The following is a 15,862-nucleotide window of genomic DNA, read 5'->3' on the forward strand; positions in this document are numbered from 1 at the left end:
CTGCAGGCATCTGGAACGCCCGACCCGCGCTGACACCGAGCCGCACGACTGACCGCCACGACTTGTGAGGAGACACCGTTGAAGGTCTGGGTTGATCCGCAGCGCTGCCAGGGCCACACCCTGTGCTCGATGATCGCGCCGGATTCGTTCGCGCTCAGCGACATCGACGGCAGTTCGTCGCCCATCGACGAACTGGTGCCGGTCGAGCGGCAGGCCAGGGTGCGCGAAGCCGCGCAATCTTGTCCAGAGCAGGCCATCATCATCACGGACGACACCTCAAGGGAGACAGTGCTTTGAGTGTCGACGACGCCGTGAGCCACGGCGACCGTAAAAAGCACCGCTACGACTTCGAGCGGCATTCCCCGGAGTACCGCTCGAAGTTCGAGCACATCGCCAGGGAGATGCACGCCAAGTGCCCGATGGCGTGGAGCGACACCTACGGTGGGCACTGGGTCGCGGCGGGCAGCCACGAGGTGTTCGAGCTCGCCCGCTGCCCCGCGGTGTCCAACGACCACGACATTCACAACGAACGCCGCGGCTACAAGGGCATTTCAATTCCCACCGCCAGCCGTGTCAACCAGGTGCGGGGCGGCATCCTGGAGATGGACAACCCTGAGCACCATACCTACCGCAGCGTGCTCAACCCCTACCTGTCACCGGCCGCGGTCAAGCGCTGGGAGCCCTTCGTCGACGACGTGACACGCGCCTGCCTCGACGAGAAGATCGAGGGGGGCAGCATCGACTTCGTCGACGATCTGGCCAACGTCGTTCCCGCCGTGCTGACGCTGGCGATGATGGGTATCCCGCTGAAGAACTGGAAGATGTACAGCGAGCCCACCCATGCCGCGGTGTACACCCCCGAGCACTCCCCCGACATCCAGCGGGTCACCGAGATGCACCGGCAGATGGGGATCGACCTGGTCAACAACATGATCGAGATCCGCAACAATCCGCGGCCCGGCCTGGTCAATGCACTCCTCAAGATGCGGATCGACGACGAACCAGCTCCCGAACTGGAGATCCTCGGCAATCTCGGATTGATCATCGGCGGCGGCTTCGACACCACGACGGCCTTGACCGCCCATGCGCTGGAATGGCTTTCCGAGCATCCCGCCGAGCGCGAGTTACTCAGCCGGGAACGCGAAACCCTGCTCGACCCGGCCACCGAGGAGTTCCTGCGCTTCTTCACCCCGGCGCCCGGCGACGGCAGGACGTTCTCCGACGACGTCGAACTCGACGGCACCCTGTTCAAAGAGGGTGAGCGGCTGTGGATTTCGTGGGCCATGGCCAACCGCGACCCGTCGGTGTTCCACGACCCGGACGAGATCGTCCTCGACCGTAAGGGTAACCGGCATTTCAGTTTCGGCCTCGGCGTGCACCGCTGCGCCGGATCCAACGTAGCCCGCACGGTCTTCAAATCCATGCTCGCGGCGGTTCTCGACCGGATGCCCGACTACCGCTGCGACCCCGAGGGCACCATCCACTACGAGACCATCGGCGTCATTCAGGGCATGCGCAAGCTGCCGGCCACCTTCACGCCAGGCCCCCGGGTCGGAGCCGGCCTGGACGAAACCCTGGACAAGCTGCAACGCGTCTGCGACGGGCAGGAACTCGCCCGCCCGATCACCGAACGCAAGGAAGCCGCCGTCATCGACGGGTGACCCCGCGCGGTAGGCCGAGCACCCGCTGCGCGATGATGTTGCGCTGGATCTCCGAGGTGCCCCCGGCGATCGTCCCGGAGAAGCTGCGGGCGAAGCGCTCGAACCAGCTGGCGAAATAATGGTCGAGGTTCATGTGCGCATACGGCCCGCTCTGCCCCGGGTGGACCAGCCCGTCGGGCCCGGCGGACGTCAAGGCGAGATCCATCGCACGCAACTCGGCCTCGGACCCGAGCAGCTTGAGCACCGAGATCGCCGAGGTGTCGTCCTCGCCGCGGGCCGCGCCGGCCAGCGCCGCCGAGCCCAACAGACGCAGGGCCTGCTTGTCCATGATCGCGGTGGCGTACTGGTCGCGCTCCACCGCGGTGGACGGACGGAAGTCGGCGATCATGTTGTCGAGGCGGTCGGCGAAGCCCAGCCACATCATCGTGCGCTCGTGGCCGAGCGATCCGTTGGCCACCCGCCAGCCCTCGTTCAGCGCACCGACCAGGTTCTCGGCCGGCACCCGCGCGTCGGCGAAGAACACCTCGTTGAAGTCCGGGTCGCCTGCGGAGCAGATGGACGGAAACGGCCGGCACTGAACGCCCGGGGTGTCGGTCGGGATCATCAGTGCACTGATGCCCTCGTGTTTGGGCGCATCGGGGTTGGTCCGCACGAAGGTCAGCAACACGTCGGCGTCGTGGGCCCCCGAGGTCCACACCTTCTGGCCGTTGACCACGAAGTGGTCGCCTTGCGAATCTGAGCAGAGCACCGCCCGGGTCCGCAGCGAAGCCAGGTCGGAGCCGGCGTTCGGCTCGCTCATGCCCAGCGACGCGGTGATCTCGGCGCGCAGGATCGGCACCGCCCAGCGGCGCTTCTGCTCGTCGCTGCCGAACGACAACAGCGATACCGCAACGATGTTCACACCCTGCGGGTTGAAACTGTGATAAATCCGCCGGCGGCTGAGTTCGTCCAGGTAAACGAACTGCTGGACCACCGTTGCGTTGCGGCCGCCGAACTCCGGGGGCTGGCCGGGCAGCAGCCAGCCGTTGTCGAACAGCAGCCGCTGCCAACGGCGCGCCCATCCCGGCATGTGAGAGACCGACCGCGGACGATCGAGCGTTTCGCTTGCGGGAGGGAGGTTTTCATCGAGGAAAGCAGCGAGGTCCGTGCGGAACGCCTCGACGTCGGGATCAAAAGTCAGTTGCACGGTACTCCTCCGCGATTCGCGCTCGATGTTCCGCGGCTCCGCCGAGCATCAACTCCCCCGCTTTCGCCCGCTTCAGCGCGAACTGCAGGTCGTTCTCCCAGGTGAACCCCATGGCGCCGAAAAGCTGCAAGCCGTGCCGGAATACCAGCGCCTGACACTCCCCCGCCGATGCCTTGGCCATCGCGGCCGCCAGCCGACGCCGTGGGTCGTCGGCCGCAATCGTCAACGCCGCGAAGTACGCCAGCGCACGGGCCCGTTGCACCGCGACGTGCATGTCGGCCGCCTTGTGCTGCACGGCTTGGAAGGAACCGATCGGAACACCGAACTGGTGCCGGTTGCGGACGTGGTCGAGGACCAGATCGAGGATGCGCTGGCACGCCCCCACCATCGTGACCGCCATGCCGGCCAGCGCCACGTGGTGTGCACGTTCGGCGTCGACGGTGAGCCTCGCATCGTCGGGCACCCGCACTCCGCAGAACGACAGGTCGGCGACGTGTAGCACCGGGTCGAACATTGCGGAACGGCGGGCCGACACCGCGCCCGGCTCGGCGAGGAACACCCCGGCTTCGGTGACCACCGCAAGCCGATCGACGCGATCCCCGTCGAGGACGTGGCGAGCAGTTCCGTCCAACACCCAGCCGTCGGCATCGCGGTGCGCGGTCACCCCGGCGTGTACGACCGTGCCGGACTCGTGCGGGTCGAAGCGCTCCGCCGCCAACGGAGCGAACTGGCTCATCGTCGCCAGGAACGGGGTGGGGTCGGTCGCGTGCCCCAACTGCTCGAGCACGATGGCCAGCTCGACCATGCTTCCCGGCTCGCCCAGTTCGGTCCAGCCCTGGTCCACGTAGGACTTCCACAGTGGGCTCGGGTCAACGCCGTCTTCGGCGACGCTGCGCACCAGCGAGGGTGGACACTGCTTGCTGAGCGCGTCGCGCACCGTGGCCTGCCACAGCCGTTGATCGGCATCGAATTCCAACAGCATCCCGGCCGCCTCCTGTCGTCACCGCCTTGGCGAGAATACCATTCTCACCGGCGAAAGTAATGATCTCTTCAAACGGCCATCGACCATCGACCAAGGCCGGCGCGGGGGCATCGGCGGGACGGAACGCCGCCGGGATGCACTGAGAATGCTATTGTCAACACTGAAGAATGACACTTACCGATGTGACGCCACAATCGACAACTACCAGGCCGGATGTCTAACCGAAACGCTTACCGGAAACGGCTTGATCGAAGCCCGCCGAGAATGTTAGCTTCTCTATCATATGGGCGAGCCCGCCTCGCTGTGGCTACCGAAGCCAGAGGATGGCTTTCGTGATCGAACACCCTGACGGAACCCACACGCCGCTGATCGACGCCAGCGTGCACATCTTCTTCCCGTCCAACAAGGACTTGCGCGCCGTGCTGCGCGAGCCGTTCAAGAGCCGCGGTTTTCCCGACTACGAGATGGACTGGTACGGGGCGCCGGGGGGCGAGTACGCTCCGAACGCCGAGGGCCCGGACGGTCAGTATCCAGGTTCGGATCCCGAAGTGGTTGCCCACGAGCTTTTTTCGAAGCGCGGCGTCGATGTGGCAATACTGCACCCGATGGGGCGCGGCATCATGCCCGACCGGCACCTGGGCAGCGCGCTGCACGCCGCGCACAACGAGATGATGGTGTCGCGCTGGCTGGATTCCGAGAAGTCCGGCGACCGGTTCCGGGGAACCATCCGGGTCAACCCCGACGACATCGCCGGTGCGTTGCGGGAGATCGAGAAGTGGCGGGATCACCCGCGCGTCGTCCAGATCGGCGTTCCGCTGCAGTCGCGCGAACTCTACGGCAAGCCGCAGTTCTGGCCGCTGTGGGAGGCCGCCGTCGACGCGAATCTCCCTGTTGCGGTACACATCGAGGTCGGCTCGGGCGTCGCGTCGCCACCCACGCCGTCCGGGAACACCCGAACCTACGAGCAGTACGTCGGCTTCATGGCGTTGAACTACCTCTACCACCAGATGAACATGATCGCCGAAGGGGTTTTCGAGCGCTTCGCCGGCCTCAAGTTCGTCTGGGCCGACGGCGCCGCGGACTTCCTGACGCCGTTCATCTGGCGGATGGACTGCTTCGGCCGGCCCCACCTGGAGCAGACGCCCTGGGCGCCGCGAATTCCCAGCGACTACCTGGCCGATCACGTGTATTTCGTGCACGGCAGCCTCGACGGCCCTCCCCGGGACGCCGCGTTCGCCGGCGAATGGTTCGGCTTCACCGGCAAGGACGACATGGTGATGTTCGGCTCGAGCTATCCGCACTGGCAGTGCGCCGACGCCACGAAGCTGCCCGCGGCTCTGTCGGCCGAGCAACGCGAGAAGCTGTGCTGGCGCAACGCGGCCGGCTTGTACGGGATAGACATCGCCGTCGGATCGGGCGCACAGTAGAGGAAGACAAGGAAGACGGAGGAGTGTCGAGATGACGCTGACCCATATGCACGAACGGGTTCCCGCCGCCGAGCGCATAGCCGTCCGGTGCGTCGACTCGGATGTCCACCCGACGCCCAAGCGCGGAGAACTGCTTGCCTACATCCCCGAACCGTGGCGCAGCAAGTACTTCCTCACCCGCAAGGTAGGCGAGCAGATCTACTACGACGCCCCCGACTACGCACACAGCTATGCGATGCGCGTGGACACCTTCCCACCCGACGGCGAATTCCCCTGCAGCGACCCGGACATGGCGTTCCGTCAGCTGATCATGGAGGCGGGCTCCGACATCGCGATCCTGGAACCCGCCGCCTACCCGGCACGCCTGCCCGAAGCCCAGCACGCGATGGCGTGCGCCCTGAACGACTGGCAGGCCAACCACTGGCTGGACAGCCACAACAACTGGCACGAGCGGTGGCGCGGCTCGATCTGTGCCGCCGTCGAGGAACCGGACGCCGGTGTGCGCGAGATCGAGCGCTGGGCGGGGCACCCCTACATGGCGCAGATCCTGATCAAGGCCGAGCCGCGGCCGTCCTGGGGCCACCCGAAATACGACCCGATCTGGGCGGCGGCCACCAAGCACGACATCACCGTGAGCTGCCACCTGTCCCGCAGCCACTTCGACGAGTTGCCGACGCCGCCGGTGGGCTATCCCAGCTACAACCACGACTTCATGGTCACCTACTCGCTGCTGGCCGCCAATCAGGTCATGAGCCTGATCTTCGACGGCGTCTTCGACCGATTCCCGACGCTGCGAATCGTGTTCGTCGAGCACGCGTTCACCTGGATCCTGCCGCTGATGTGGCGCATGGACGCCATCTACGAGGCCCGCAAATCCTGGATGGACATCACGCGCAAGCCGTCCGAATACGTCAAGGACCACATCAAGTTCACCACCCAGCCGCTGGACTACCCCGAAGACAAGACCGAGTTGACCCGCGCCCTGGAGTGGATGGAGTGCGACAAGATCCTGCTCTACTCCTCGGACTACCCACACTGGACGTTCGACGACCCGCGCTGGCTGGTCAAACACCTACCCAAGGCGGCCCGCGAAGCGGTGATGTTCACCAACGGCATCGCGACATATCACCTCCCCGAGACGGTTCCGGTGCTCGAGGGTCAGGTCCGGGTGTTCTGAGTTGACAGAAGAACTCGCCGAGCGGCCCCAGCAGCGTCTGGCTCAGGGCCGCGAGCACGTCGTCGCGACGGTGGCCGAGATCCCGCCCGGAACCCACAAGCTGGTCCCCATCGGCCGGCACGGGGTCGGGGTCTACAACGTCAACGGCACCTTCTACGCCATCGCGAACTACTGCCCACACCAGGGCGGGCCGCTGTGCTCGGGCCGCGCCCGCGGCCGCACCGTCGTCGACGAGACCGCGGCCGGCGACGCGGTCATGGTCCGGGACCTGGAGTACATCTACTGCCCCTGGCATCAATGGGGTTTCGAGCTGGCGACCGGCACGACAGCGGTCAAGCCGGAGTGGAGCATCCGCACCTACCCGGTGCGGGTGGTCGGCAACGACGTTCTGGTGATGGCGTGACACTACAGGAGAGTCTGTGTCTTCTATCGAAGTAAACGGGGGCAACGTAGTCTACGAAATCCTCGGTGAAACAGGTGATCTCATCGCCATGACGCCGGGCGGGCGGTTCAGCAAGGAAATCCCGGGGCTGCGCCCGCTGGCCGAGGCACTCGTCGCCGGCGGGTACCGGGTGCTGCTGTGGGACCGGCCGAACTGCGGCGCCTCCGACGTGCAGTTCTACGGGCAGAGCGAGTCGCATATGCGCGCCGAGACGCTGCACAAGCTGGTGACCGGGCTGGGCTTCGAGTGCTGCATCCTCGCCGGGGGCTCGGGTGGCGCAAGGGATTCCATCCTCACGACGATGCTCTACCCCGAGATGGTCTCCAAGCTCGTGGTGTGGAACATCGTCGGCGGCATCTACGGCACCTTCGTGCTGGGCTCCTACTACATCGTGCCGAGCATCCTCGCCGTGCGGGGTACCGGCATGGACGGCGTGGTGAAGGTGCCGGAATGGCGGGAGCGGATCGAGGAGAACCCCGACAACAAACAGCGGTTCCTCGACTTCGACTCCGGCGAGTTCCTCAAGGTGATGTTGCGCTGGCTGAACGCGTTCGTGTCCAAGCCCGGCCAGACCATTCCCGGCGTCGAGGACGAGATGTTCGACCGGATCAAGGTTCCCACGTTGATCATCCGGGGCGGCGAGAACGACATGGATCACCCGAAGCGGACGTCGCTGGAGGTCAGCTGCCTGATCAAGGGATCCAAGCTCATCGACCCGCCCTGGCCCGAGGACGCCTGGGAACGCGCCTCCGAGGACCGCGCGGCGGGCCGGGTGCAGCACTTCAACATGTTCGACACCTGGGTGCAGGCCGCCCCCCCGATCCTGGAATTCCTGGGCTCCTGATGCGTTCACACGGTGCGGATGTGCACCTCGCAGTTCAGCGACGCCTCGAGCGCGGTGTGGATCCGGCTTTCCGGGACGCGATCGAGGTCGGCCTCGCACAGCGTCACGTGGACGATGTCGAAGCCGTCGTCGCCGGGCGTGCGAACGATCTCCCCGGTCAGACCGAACGCCGACAGCACACCGTGCGCATCGTCGTCGGTGCCCCTGCTGACAAAGGTCACCACCCCGGCGGCCGGGGCAGTGCCGAATGCTTTGGCGCACAGGCTGATCGCCTTCTCCTTGAGGGCCTCGGCGTCGTCGCCGGCGATGAGCAGCTCCGCCTCCCGGCGGCCCGGCGGCATCGCGGCGAGGTCGCTGTGGACGACGTCGGCACCCCGTTCGCGGGCGAGCCCGGGGAGCGCCGCCATGCCCTGGCCTAGTTGTGCGGGAGTCAGCAGACCCGGCGGGTCGACGTTGACGCGCACGACGGCAGTTCGCATGTGCGCAAGCCTAACTGTGACGCTGGGAGTCAGCTGATGGAAACCAGCGCCGCGCCGGCGATCACCGTCACCGCCTGGCCCGGGTGTGTGCCGCGGCTGCTCGGCGACGAGCCCGGCCGCGCGCGTGAGGCTTACGCGACATACCGGGCGCGCGGCGGCTATCAAGCGCTTGCGGCCCCCGACGCACTGCTCGACGACGTCGAGCGCAGCGGCCTGCAGGGCCGTGGCGGTGCGGCCTTCCCGCTCGCGGTGAAAGCCCGCGCTGTGCGCGACAACGGGCGTGCCGGCCGGGGCGCCGTCGTCGTCGCCAACGGTGAGGAGGGCGAGCCGGCGTCGATCAAGGACCGCTGGTTGCTGCGGCACCGGCCGCACCTGGTCCTCGACGGGCTGCGGCTCGCCGCGGCGATGGTGGGTACCCACCGCGCTCACGTCTACGTCTCCGACCCGGAGTCGGCGCGCAGTGTCGAAACCGCCTTGGCCGAACTGGAATCCGGTGCGCTTGGGGACCTCACGGTCGAGCTGTGGGACGTCGAGCCGACCTACATCGCCGGTGAGGAGACCGCTCTCACCCGCTTCATCAACGGTGGCCCGGCCACACCGACGGACAAGCCACCCCGCCCGTTCGAATCCGGCGTCGGCGGGCGGCCCACCCTGGTCAGCAATGTCGAGACGCTGGCCAACCTGCCTTACCTGCAGCGCCACGGCTCGGCGGAGTTCCGCTCGCTGGGCACCTCGCTGTCGCCCGGCACCTTTTTGGCGACGCTGACCGGCGGGAGCCGGCAGGCCGGGCTCTACGAGATCCCGTACGGCCTGCCGTTCACGGAACTCCTTGCGCTGCAAAGCATTTCGCCCGAGCGGGTGCGGGGAGCCCTGCTGGGTGGCTACTTCGCCGGGCTGCTCAACCGTGGCGTGCTGGACGTCACGCTGGACCACGAGACGCTGCGCGGCCTCGGCAGCGGCCTGGGGTGCGGAGCGATCGCGGTGATCACCGACGACTGTCCGGTCGCGGTCGCCGCGTCGGTGCTGGCCTACTTCGACCGCGAGAACGCCGGGCAGTGCGGCTCGTGCTTCAACGGCACCGCGGCGATGGCCGCGGTCACCGGCGCGTTGCGCGACGGCGCGGCCGGCGCCGAAGACCTGGGCCGGCTGCAACGCTGGTCGGTGACGCTGCGCGGCCGGGGCGCCTGCGCGACGCTGGATGCCGCCACCAACGTGGCGGCGAGCCTGCTCGACCAGTTCCCCGGTGAGGTGGCGCACCACCTCGACAACGCCTGCGAGACATGCGGTGTCGACCCGTTCCGCGCCGAGCGTCCCTACGAGGTCGAGGCGGTGCATTCCGCGTGACCAAGCCGCTGAGAATTCATCTGGACCGTACCCGCTGCGACGGCTTCGGCATCTGCGCCACGCACGCGCCCGGCTACTTCTCGCTCGACGACTGGGGATACGCCTGCGTGATCGGGGATGGCACCGTCGCCGAAGCCGACCGCGACGACGTCATGCGGGCGCTGATGGACTGCCCGGCGCACGCCATCATGGAACTCGACGAACGCCGGCCCGACGACGTGGCACCGCTGCTGGGCGGCGACGCGGATCCCGCCGAGCACCTCAAGACCGAGGCCAACGAGGCCGAATGGGGTTTCACGCGTTGACCGGCCGGCCCCTGCCGCTGATCACGCAGGACAACGAGTTCTTCTGGACGTCGGGAGCAGACGGCGTGTTGCGGCTGCAGGAATGCCGGGCCTGCGCATCGCTGATCCACCCGCCGGCCCCGGTGTGCCGGTACTGCCGATCCCGCGACATGGGGATCCGCGCGGTCTCCGGCAGGGCGACGCTGGCCGGGTTCACCGTGAACCACCGGTTCAGCCTGCCCGACATGCCGGCGCCGTACGTCGTCGCGCAGGTGGCGGTCGCCGAGGACCCGCGGGTCCGGCTGACCACGAACATCGTCGAATGCGACTTCGGCGAGCTCGAACTCGGCCGGCAGGTGGAAGTGCTCTTCGAGCAGCACGAGGATGTCTGGCTTCCGCTGTTCCGACCTTTGGCCGGCGCCGAGCGCGGCCCTCTGCCCGTCGACGAGATCGCGCCGGAGCGCTTTTCCGACCACGTGCGGCCGATGCTGACCACCGAGAAGTTCGAGGACAAGGTCGCGCTGACCGGCATCGGCATGTCGCCGATCGGGCGCCGGTTGATGCAACCGCCGCTGTCGCTGACCGTGCAGGCCTGCGAGGCGGCCGTCGCCGACGCCGGGCTGACATTCGCCGAGATCGACGGGCTGTCCACCTATCCCGGCGGCGGGAACCTCGGCGGGTTCGGCGAGGGCGGGGTGACCGCGCTGGAGGCGGCGCTGGGCATCCGGCCGACCTGGCACAACGGCGGCATCGAGACGTTCGGCCCGGGCGGGTCGGTGATCGCGGCGATGCTCGCCGTCGCCGGCGGCTTGGCGCGCCACGTGCTGTGCTTCCGGACGCTGTGGGAGGCCACGTTCAACGAGTTGATGAAGCAGGGCAAGATCGCGCCGTCCATGGGCCGGATGGCCGGCTGGATGTTCCCGTTCGGTGCGACATCCGCGGCGCACACGCTGGCGATGAACGCGCAGCGGCACTTTCACCGTTACGGCACCACGAAAGAGACGCTGGGCTGGATCGCTTTGAACCAGCGGTCCAACGCCGAGCTGAACCCGACCGCGGTCTACCGGTCACCGATGAGGATGGACGACTATCTGAACGCGCGGCCCATCACCACACCCTTCGGCCTGTACGACTGCGACGTGCCCTGCGACGGAGCGATCGCGGTGATCGTCTCGGCCGCCAACGCGGCCCGCGACCTGGCCAAGCCGCCGGTGCTGGTGGAGGCGGTCGGAACGCAGATCAGCGAGCGGATCGACTGGGACCAGAGCACCCTGACCCACGAGCCGCAGGTCCTGGGCCAGGCCGCGCATGTGTGGACGCGCACGTCGCTGCGGCCCGAGGATGTCGACGTCGCCGAACTCTACGACGGGTTCACGATGAACTGCCTGTCCTGGATCGAGGCGCTGGGTTTCTGCGAAATCGGCGGGGCCAAGGACTTTTTGGACGGAGGCAAGAACATCGCCCGCGACGGCTTGCTGCCGCTGAACACCCACGGCGGCCAGCTGTCGCACGGCCGCACCCACGGCATGGGGCTGATCCACGAGGCGGTCACCCAGCTGCGCGGGGAGGCCGGTGACCGGCAGGTCGCCGACGCCCGGGTCGGCGTGGTCAGCAGCGGTGGCCTCACACCCAGCGGCGTGCTGCTGCTGCGGGCGGACACATGACTCAGGCGGTTCGGCCCCGGCTCGTCATCGTCGACGGGGTGCCGATGTCGGCGTTGGTCGCCGAGCCCGAAAATCCCGAAGATCCCACGGCCGTGATCGTGGCCATCCACGGCGGAGGGACGACCGCCATCTACTTCCACTGCCCGGGGCACCCGTCATTGTCGTTGCTCCGGACCGGTGCCGCAGCGGGATTCACGGTGGTGGCGCTCGACCGCCCGGGCTACGGCAGCTCGGCGCCCTATCCGGAGGCAGTGCTCCGGCCCGAGCAGCGGGTCGACCTCGCCTACGGGGCGCTGGATCGCATCCTCGGGGAACGGCCGCGGGGCGCCGGGGTGTTCCTGATGGGCCATTCGGGCGGCTGCGAACTCGCGGTGCGGATGGGCGCCGACGAGCGCGGCGCGGGCCTGCTGGGCATGGAACTGGCGGGCACCGGCCGGCAGTATCACCCCGACGCCCGCGAAATCCTGAAAGCCGCGACGCGGGAACGCCGGCCGGCGGGGCTCCGCGAACTGCTGTGGCACCCCGAGGAGCTCTACCCGCCCGAGGTCCTGGGCGGTGCCACGGTCTCTCCGACGGCCCCGGCCTACGAGGAGCACATGGTGGCGGACTGGGTCCGCCGGGACTTCGCCGCGCTCGCCCCCGCCGTGCGCGTCCCGGTGCAGTTCAGCATCGCCGAGCACGAAAAGGTCTGGCAGAACGACGGCTCGGCGATGGACGAGATCGCGGCCCTGTTCTCCGGGGCGCCACGGTTCACCGTCCACCGGCAGCCGCAGGCGGGACACAACCTCAGCCTCGGCCACACCGCCGCGCAGTACCACGCGAAGGTGCTTTCGTTCGTGCAGGACTGCGCGAAAGCCGCGTCGAGCGTGACGCCAGCGTCACCGTCGGACCCGAACGTGGCGGCAGCGTCACGCTCGGCGGAGGGGGACCCCGAATGAGGGTCGGATTCATCGGGCTGCTCGCGGAGGCAATCCGGCTGGTCGAACGGCTCGGCCTCCCGGAGTCCGCACTTGTGGCGGCACTGCCTCAGGGCAGCGCGACGAGCCGGGTGTCGAGCCTGGTGGCCGCGGGGCGCTCCGTGGCGTCGTTCATCGAGATGACCGACGTGGCACGTTTTGGTTCTTCCGGCTTCGCGCTCGAACCGCTACCGTTAGCGTTACAGTCAGGCATTCAGCCGTAACGGTCCCGACCCGCGCTGACACGAGGGAGTGTGCAGTGACCAAGTCTCAGGTCGTCTTCGATCCATTCTCCGAGGAGTACTTCACCAATCCGTTCGACATCTACCGACGGATGCGCGAGGCCGCGCCGCTGTACTACGACGAGAAGGAAGACTTCTACGCGCTGACCCGCCACGAGGACGTCGCGGCGGCCTTCAAGGACTTCGAGACCTACTCCTCGGCGCGCGGCTGCGACCTGGCGATGGTGCGCAAGGGCATCCCCGCCGAGCAGAAGTCGATCATCTTCATGGACCCGCCGGAGCACCGGCACATGCGCAGTCTGCTCAACAAGGCGTTCACCCCCAGAGCCATTCAGTCGCAGCGCGAGACGATCATCGAGGTCATCGACAAGTACCTGGGCGCGGCCGACCCCGACCGCTTCGACGTCGTGCAGGACTTCTCCGGGCCGTTCCCGGTGGAGGTCATCACCCGGATGGCGGGGGTGCCCGAGGAGTACCGCCAGCAGGTGCGCCACTGGATCGACACCAGCCTGCACCGCGAACCGGGGCAGATCGAGGTCGGGGAGGCCGGCATGCAGGCCAGCATCGACACCGCGATGTACTACTTCACTCTGGTGCAGGAGCGGCGCGCAAACCCGCAGGACGACATGATCAGCAGGCTGATCGCCGCGGAGATCCCCGGCGAGGACGGTCAGCTGCGCAAGCTCGACGACATCGAGATCTGCGGGTTCGCGACGCTTCTGGGTGGCGCGGGCGCCGAGACGGTCACCAAGCTGATGGGCAACGCGGCGGTGATCTTCGCCCGGCATCCCGACCAGTGGCAGAAGCTGCAGGAGGACCGCGACAAGGTCCCCGGTGCGGTGGAAGAACTGCTGCGCTACGAGGGACCGGTGCAGTACAACGTCCGCTGGACGCTCAAAGAGGCGCGCGTCAGTGGCGGCGTGATCCCGGCGCACAAGCCGGTGTTCCTCTGTGGTGCCGCGGCCAACCGCGATCCGGAGGCCTTCACCGACGCCGACACCTTCGACATCGAGCGCGACCAGACCGAGGCACAGCACCTGGGCCTCGGGTACGGGATCCACAGTTGCCTGGGCGCGGCGCTGGCCCGCCTGGAGAGCAGGATCGCGCTGGAGAAGCTGCTCGACTTCATGCCCCGCTACGAGCTGGACTGGGACGGCCTGCAGCGCGTCCAGATGCAGAACGTCGCGGGCTGGCAGAACGTGCCCGTCAAGGTGCTGCGCTGAGGGGGTGGGGCGTGAAGAAGATCGAAGTCGACTGGGGCCTGTGCGAGAGCAACGGGGTGTGCATGGGCATCATCCCGGAGGTCTTTCAGCTCGGCGATGACGACATGCTGAGCGTCCTGCAATCCGACGTCACGCCGGAAAACGAAGCGCAGATCCGGGAAGCCGTCCGGCAGTGTCCGCGTCAGGCGATCTCGATCGTGGAGTAGCTCGGCCGGGGGCCGACGGCATGTCGAACCCGGTGAGGATCACCGCGTTGCAGTCGGCCGCCGCCCGGCGCAGCTTCGCGGCCTTCTGGTAGCCCTCGGATTCGTACCACGCGCGGGCCGCGTCCACCGATTCGAACTCCAGCAGCACGGTCTGATCGCCGTGCCAGGTGCCCTCGGCAGGACATATCCTTTCGGCCCTTTCGCCACTCCGAATCTCCTTATCCGCGTGAGGTTTTACTGATGGCCTGTTCGGGGCAGGAGTCGATGGCCTCCCCCACCGCCGCCTCCAATTCCGTCGGGACGTCGGCATCGGTCGCGACGGCGTAGCCGTCGTCGGTCAGGCTGAACACTTCCGGGCACAGCGTGACGCAGACGCCGTGGCCGCGGCAGCACTGATCGTCGACCCGGACCCTCATGCCGGGAATTCCAGGTGCAGCTCGGCCAGGCCGCGCAGGATGTAGGTCGGAACATAGTGGTAGCGGCGCTCATTGGCCGGACCGTGCACCCGCTCGTCGAGCCTGATGTCCGAGGTCCGGTCGAGCAGCCGCTCGATCGCGACGCGCGTTTCGGCCCGGGCCAGCGGCGCGCCGGGGCAGCTGTGGATGCCGCGCCCGAACGAGATGTGCTGACGGGCGTTCTTGCGGGCCAGATCGAAGGTGGTGGGGTCCTCGAACCGGCGCGGGTCACGGTTGGCGGCCGCCTGCACGACCATCACGGTCGTGCCCGCGGACAGGTCGACACCGCCCACGTTGACGGGCACCCGGTTCAACCGGAAATCGCCCTTGACCGGGCTCTCGATGCGCAGCGCCTCTTCGATGAAGTTGGGGATCAGGCTGCGGTCCTTGCGCAGCAGCGCCTGGATGTCGGGGCGTTCCGCGATGACCTGCAACGCGGCGCCCAGCAGCCGCACGGTGGTCTCCTGCCCGGCCGAGAAGACGTTGCTGGCGACCCGGGCCACGTCTTCGACGTCGGGAACCGAGCCGTCGGGGAATGTCGCGGTCGCCAGACCGGTCAGAACGTCGTCGCGCGGTTCGCGGCGGCGGTCGGCGACATACTCGGCGAAGGTGCCATAGAGGAATTCCAGCGGGTTGTGCGCCAATGCTTCCTTGCCGGTGCCCCCGACGCCCCCACCCGAGTGCCGGCGGATGTTCTGGACGAACTGGTCACGGTCCTCCTCGGGCACCCCGAGCAGGTCGGCGATCACCAGCAGCGTGAAGGGACCCGCGAAGCCCTTGATGAACTCCCCCTCGCCCGGCGCCAGGAACCCGTCGAGCACCTGGTCGGCGAGGGCCCACATGGCGTCCTCGTTCTCCTTGAGGCGCTTGGGGGTGATCAGCCGCATCATCAGGGCCCGGTGGTTGGTGTGGGTCGGCGGGTCGAGGGTGGGCAGCTGGTCGCTGAACGGCAGCTCGTCGCGGTGCTGCTCGATCAGCTCGGTGACGTCGTCCCCTTCCAGCGGTACCGGGAAACCGGGGAACGGGCCGGTCACCGAGATGCACGACGACCATGTCTCGGCGTCGTTGAGCACCGCACACGCCTCGTCCCAGCCGGTCACCATCGTCACCCCGTGGTGGTTCTCGCGGGTCACGGGGCACTGCTGCCGCAGGGCCTCGTAGTAGGGGTAGGGGTTCTCGACGAGGCTCTGGTCGCGGAAGAAGTCCATCTCGGTGAGGTCGTTCACCATTACGTGCTCCGTTCGATCTCGGCTAGTGAGAATATGCCTCTCAGAGATGAGTATTACATTT

The 15,862-nt window shown here is 67.7% G+C and carries 18 protein-coding genes and 1 pseudogene; 13 read left to right on the plus strand and 6 right to left on the minus strand.

The window, feature by feature from the left end:
* Window positions 1-78: 78 nt before the first annotated feature.
* Together AC2VOK_RS10775 and AC2VOK_RS10780 are read left to right on the plus strand one after the other, a co-directional pair.
* A complete protein-coding gene (locus tag AC2VOK_RS10775) occupies window positions 79-297 on the plus strand; it encodes a ferredoxin (RefSeq protein WP_428900457.1) in 219 nt (72 codons plus the stop codon).
* Window positions 294-1,661 (plus strand): cytochrome P450, encoded by a 1,368-nt coding sequence (locus AC2VOK_RS10780; protein WP_428900458.1) that lies wholly within the window; start codon window positions 294-296, stop codon window positions 1,659-1,661. Before AC2VOK_RS10775 ends, AC2VOK_RS10780 begins: the two co-directional genes overlap by 4 nt.
* Here the strand turns inward: AC2VOK_RS10780 and AC2VOK_RS10785 are convergent.
* Both AC2VOK_RS10785 and AC2VOK_RS10790 read right to left on the minus strand, forming a co-directional pair.
* Complete coding sequence (locus tag AC2VOK_RS10785) at window positions 1,648-2,847, minus strand: acyl-CoA dehydrogenase family protein (RefSeq protein ID WP_428900459.1); 1,200 nt, start codon at window positions 2,845-2,847, stop codon at window positions 1,648-1,650. The two genes, AC2VOK_RS10780 and AC2VOK_RS10785, sit on opposite strands and share 14 nt — an antisense overlap.
* Window positions 2,831-3,829 carry an acyl-CoA dehydrogenase family protein gene (locus AC2VOK_RS10790; RefSeq protein ID WP_428900460.1) on the minus strand — a complete coding sequence of 333 codons (999 nt, stop codon included), beginning with the start codon at window positions 3,827-3,829 and terminating at the stop codon, window positions 2,831-2,833. The genes AC2VOK_RS10785 and AC2VOK_RS10790 overlap by 17 nt, the downstream gene beginning before the upstream one ends.
* A 332-nt stretch (window positions 3,830-4,161) precedes the next feature.
* Here AC2VOK_RS10790 and AC2VOK_RS10795 point away from each other — a divergent pair, with 332 nt between their 5' ends.
* From AC2VOK_RS10795 to AC2VOK_RS10810, 4 genes are read left to right on the plus strand one after another with little or no spacing between them, the layout of a single operon-like run.
* Window positions 4,162-5,256, plus strand: coding sequence for an amidohydrolase family protein (locus AC2VOK_RS10795; RefSeq protein ID WP_428900461.1), 1,095 nt, complete (start codon window positions 4,162-4,164; stop codon window positions 5,254-5,256).
* A gap of 31 nt (window positions 5,257-5,287) precedes the next feature.
* Entirely contained in the window at window positions 5,288-6,433 is a 1,146-nt protein-coding gene (locus AC2VOK_RS10800) for an amidohydrolase family protein (RefSeq protein WP_428900462.1), read from the plus strand.
* A 1-nt stretch (window position 6,434) separates the two neighbouring features.
* Window positions 6,435-6,836 carry a Rieske (2Fe-2S) protein gene (locus tag AC2VOK_RS10805; protein WP_428900463.1) on the plus strand — a complete coding sequence of 134 codons (402 nt, stop codon included), beginning with the start codon at window positions 6,435-6,437 and terminating at the stop codon, window positions 6,834-6,836.
* 16 nt (window positions 6,837-6,852) lie between these two features.
* On the plus strand, window positions 6,853-7,719 hold the full coding sequence (locus tag AC2VOK_RS10810; RefSeq protein WP_428900464.1) for an alpha/beta fold hydrolase: 867 nt from the start codon (window positions 6,853-6,855) through the stop codon (window positions 7,717-7,719).
* A gap of 5 nt (window positions 7,720-7,724) precedes the next feature.
* Here the strand turns inward: AC2VOK_RS10810 and AC2VOK_RS10815 are convergent, their stop codons facing one another.
* On the minus strand, window positions 7,725-8,198 hold the full coding sequence (locus AC2VOK_RS10815; RefSeq protein ID WP_428900465.1) for a hypothetical protein: 474 nt from the start codon (window positions 8,196-8,198) through the stop codon (window positions 7,725-7,727).
* Between the two features lie 36 nt (window positions 8,199-8,234).
* On the opposite strand from AC2VOK_RS10815, the gene AC2VOK_RS10820 reads away from it, so the two are divergent.
* The 7 genes from AC2VOK_RS10820 to AC2VOK_RS10850 are packed head-to-tail and all read left to right on the plus strand — an operon-like array spanning window position 8,235 to window position 14,117.
* A complete protein-coding gene (locus tag AC2VOK_RS10820) occupies window positions 8,235-9,542 on the plus strand; it encodes an NADH-ubiquinone oxidoreductase-F iron-sulfur binding region domain-containing protein (protein ID WP_428900466.1) in 1,308 nt (435 codons plus the stop codon).
* 8 nt (window positions 9,543-9,550) lie between these two features.
* Window positions 9,551-9,847, plus strand: coding sequence for a ferredoxin (locus AC2VOK_RS10825; protein ID WP_428900496.1), 297 nt, complete (start codon window positions 9,551-9,553; stop codon window positions 9,845-9,847).
* On the plus strand, window positions 9,829-11,490 hold the full coding sequence (locus AC2VOK_RS10830; protein WP_428900467.1) for a thiolase C-terminal domain-containing protein: 1,662 nt from the start codon (window positions 9,829-9,831) through the stop codon (window positions 11,488-11,490). The genes AC2VOK_RS10825 and AC2VOK_RS10830 overlap by 19 nt, the downstream gene beginning before the upstream one ends.
* A complete protein-coding gene (locus tag AC2VOK_RS10835; RefSeq protein WP_428900468.1) occupies window positions 11,487-12,428 on the plus strand; it encodes an alpha/beta hydrolase in 942 nt (313 codons plus the stop codon). The genes AC2VOK_RS10830 and AC2VOK_RS10835 overlap by 4 nt, the downstream gene beginning before the upstream one ends.
* The gene (locus AC2VOK_RS10840) at window positions 12,425-12,670 is read left to right on the plus strand and encodes a hypothetical protein (protein WP_428900469.1); all 246 of its coding nucleotides are present in this window, start codon (window positions 12,425-12,427) and stop codon (window positions 12,668-12,670) included. Before AC2VOK_RS10835 ends, AC2VOK_RS10840 begins: the two co-directional genes overlap by 4 nt.
* Window positions 12,671-12,705: 35 nt before the next feature.
* Entirely contained in the window at window positions 12,706-13,911 is a 1,206-nt protein-coding gene (locus AC2VOK_RS10845) for a cytochrome P450 (protein ID WP_428900470.1), read from the plus strand.
* 11 nt (window positions 13,912-13,922) lie between these two features.
* A complete protein-coding gene (locus AC2VOK_RS10850; RefSeq protein ID WP_428900471.1) occupies window positions 13,923-14,117 on the plus strand; it encodes a ferredoxin in 195 nt (64 codons plus the stop codon).
* A 25-nt stretch (window positions 14,118-14,142) separates the two neighbouring features.
* Here the strand turns inward: AC2VOK_RS10850 and AC2VOK_RS10855 are convergent.
* The 3 genes and pseudogenes from AC2VOK_RS10855 to AC2VOK_RS10865 form a co-directional block, all read right to left on the minus strand.
* Window positions 14,143-14,292, minus strand: a pseudogene (locus tag AC2VOK_RS10855) (DUF1330 domain-containing protein); the annotation flags it as partial.
* A gap of 43 nt (window positions 14,293-14,335) precedes the next feature.
* Entirely contained in the window at window positions 14,336-14,533 is a 198-nt protein-coding gene (locus tag AC2VOK_RS10860; protein ID WP_428900472.1) for a ferredoxin, read from the minus strand.
* A complete protein-coding gene (locus AC2VOK_RS10865; protein WP_428900473.1) occupies window positions 14,530-15,801 on the minus strand; it encodes a cytochrome P450 in 1,272 nt (423 codons plus the stop codon). Before AC2VOK_RS10865 ends, AC2VOK_RS10860 begins: the two co-directional genes overlap by 4 nt.
* Between the last annotated feature and the right edge of the window lie 61 nt (window positions 15,802-15,862).

This window comes from Mycobacterium sp. TH-M116 (genome assembly GCF_057473685.1).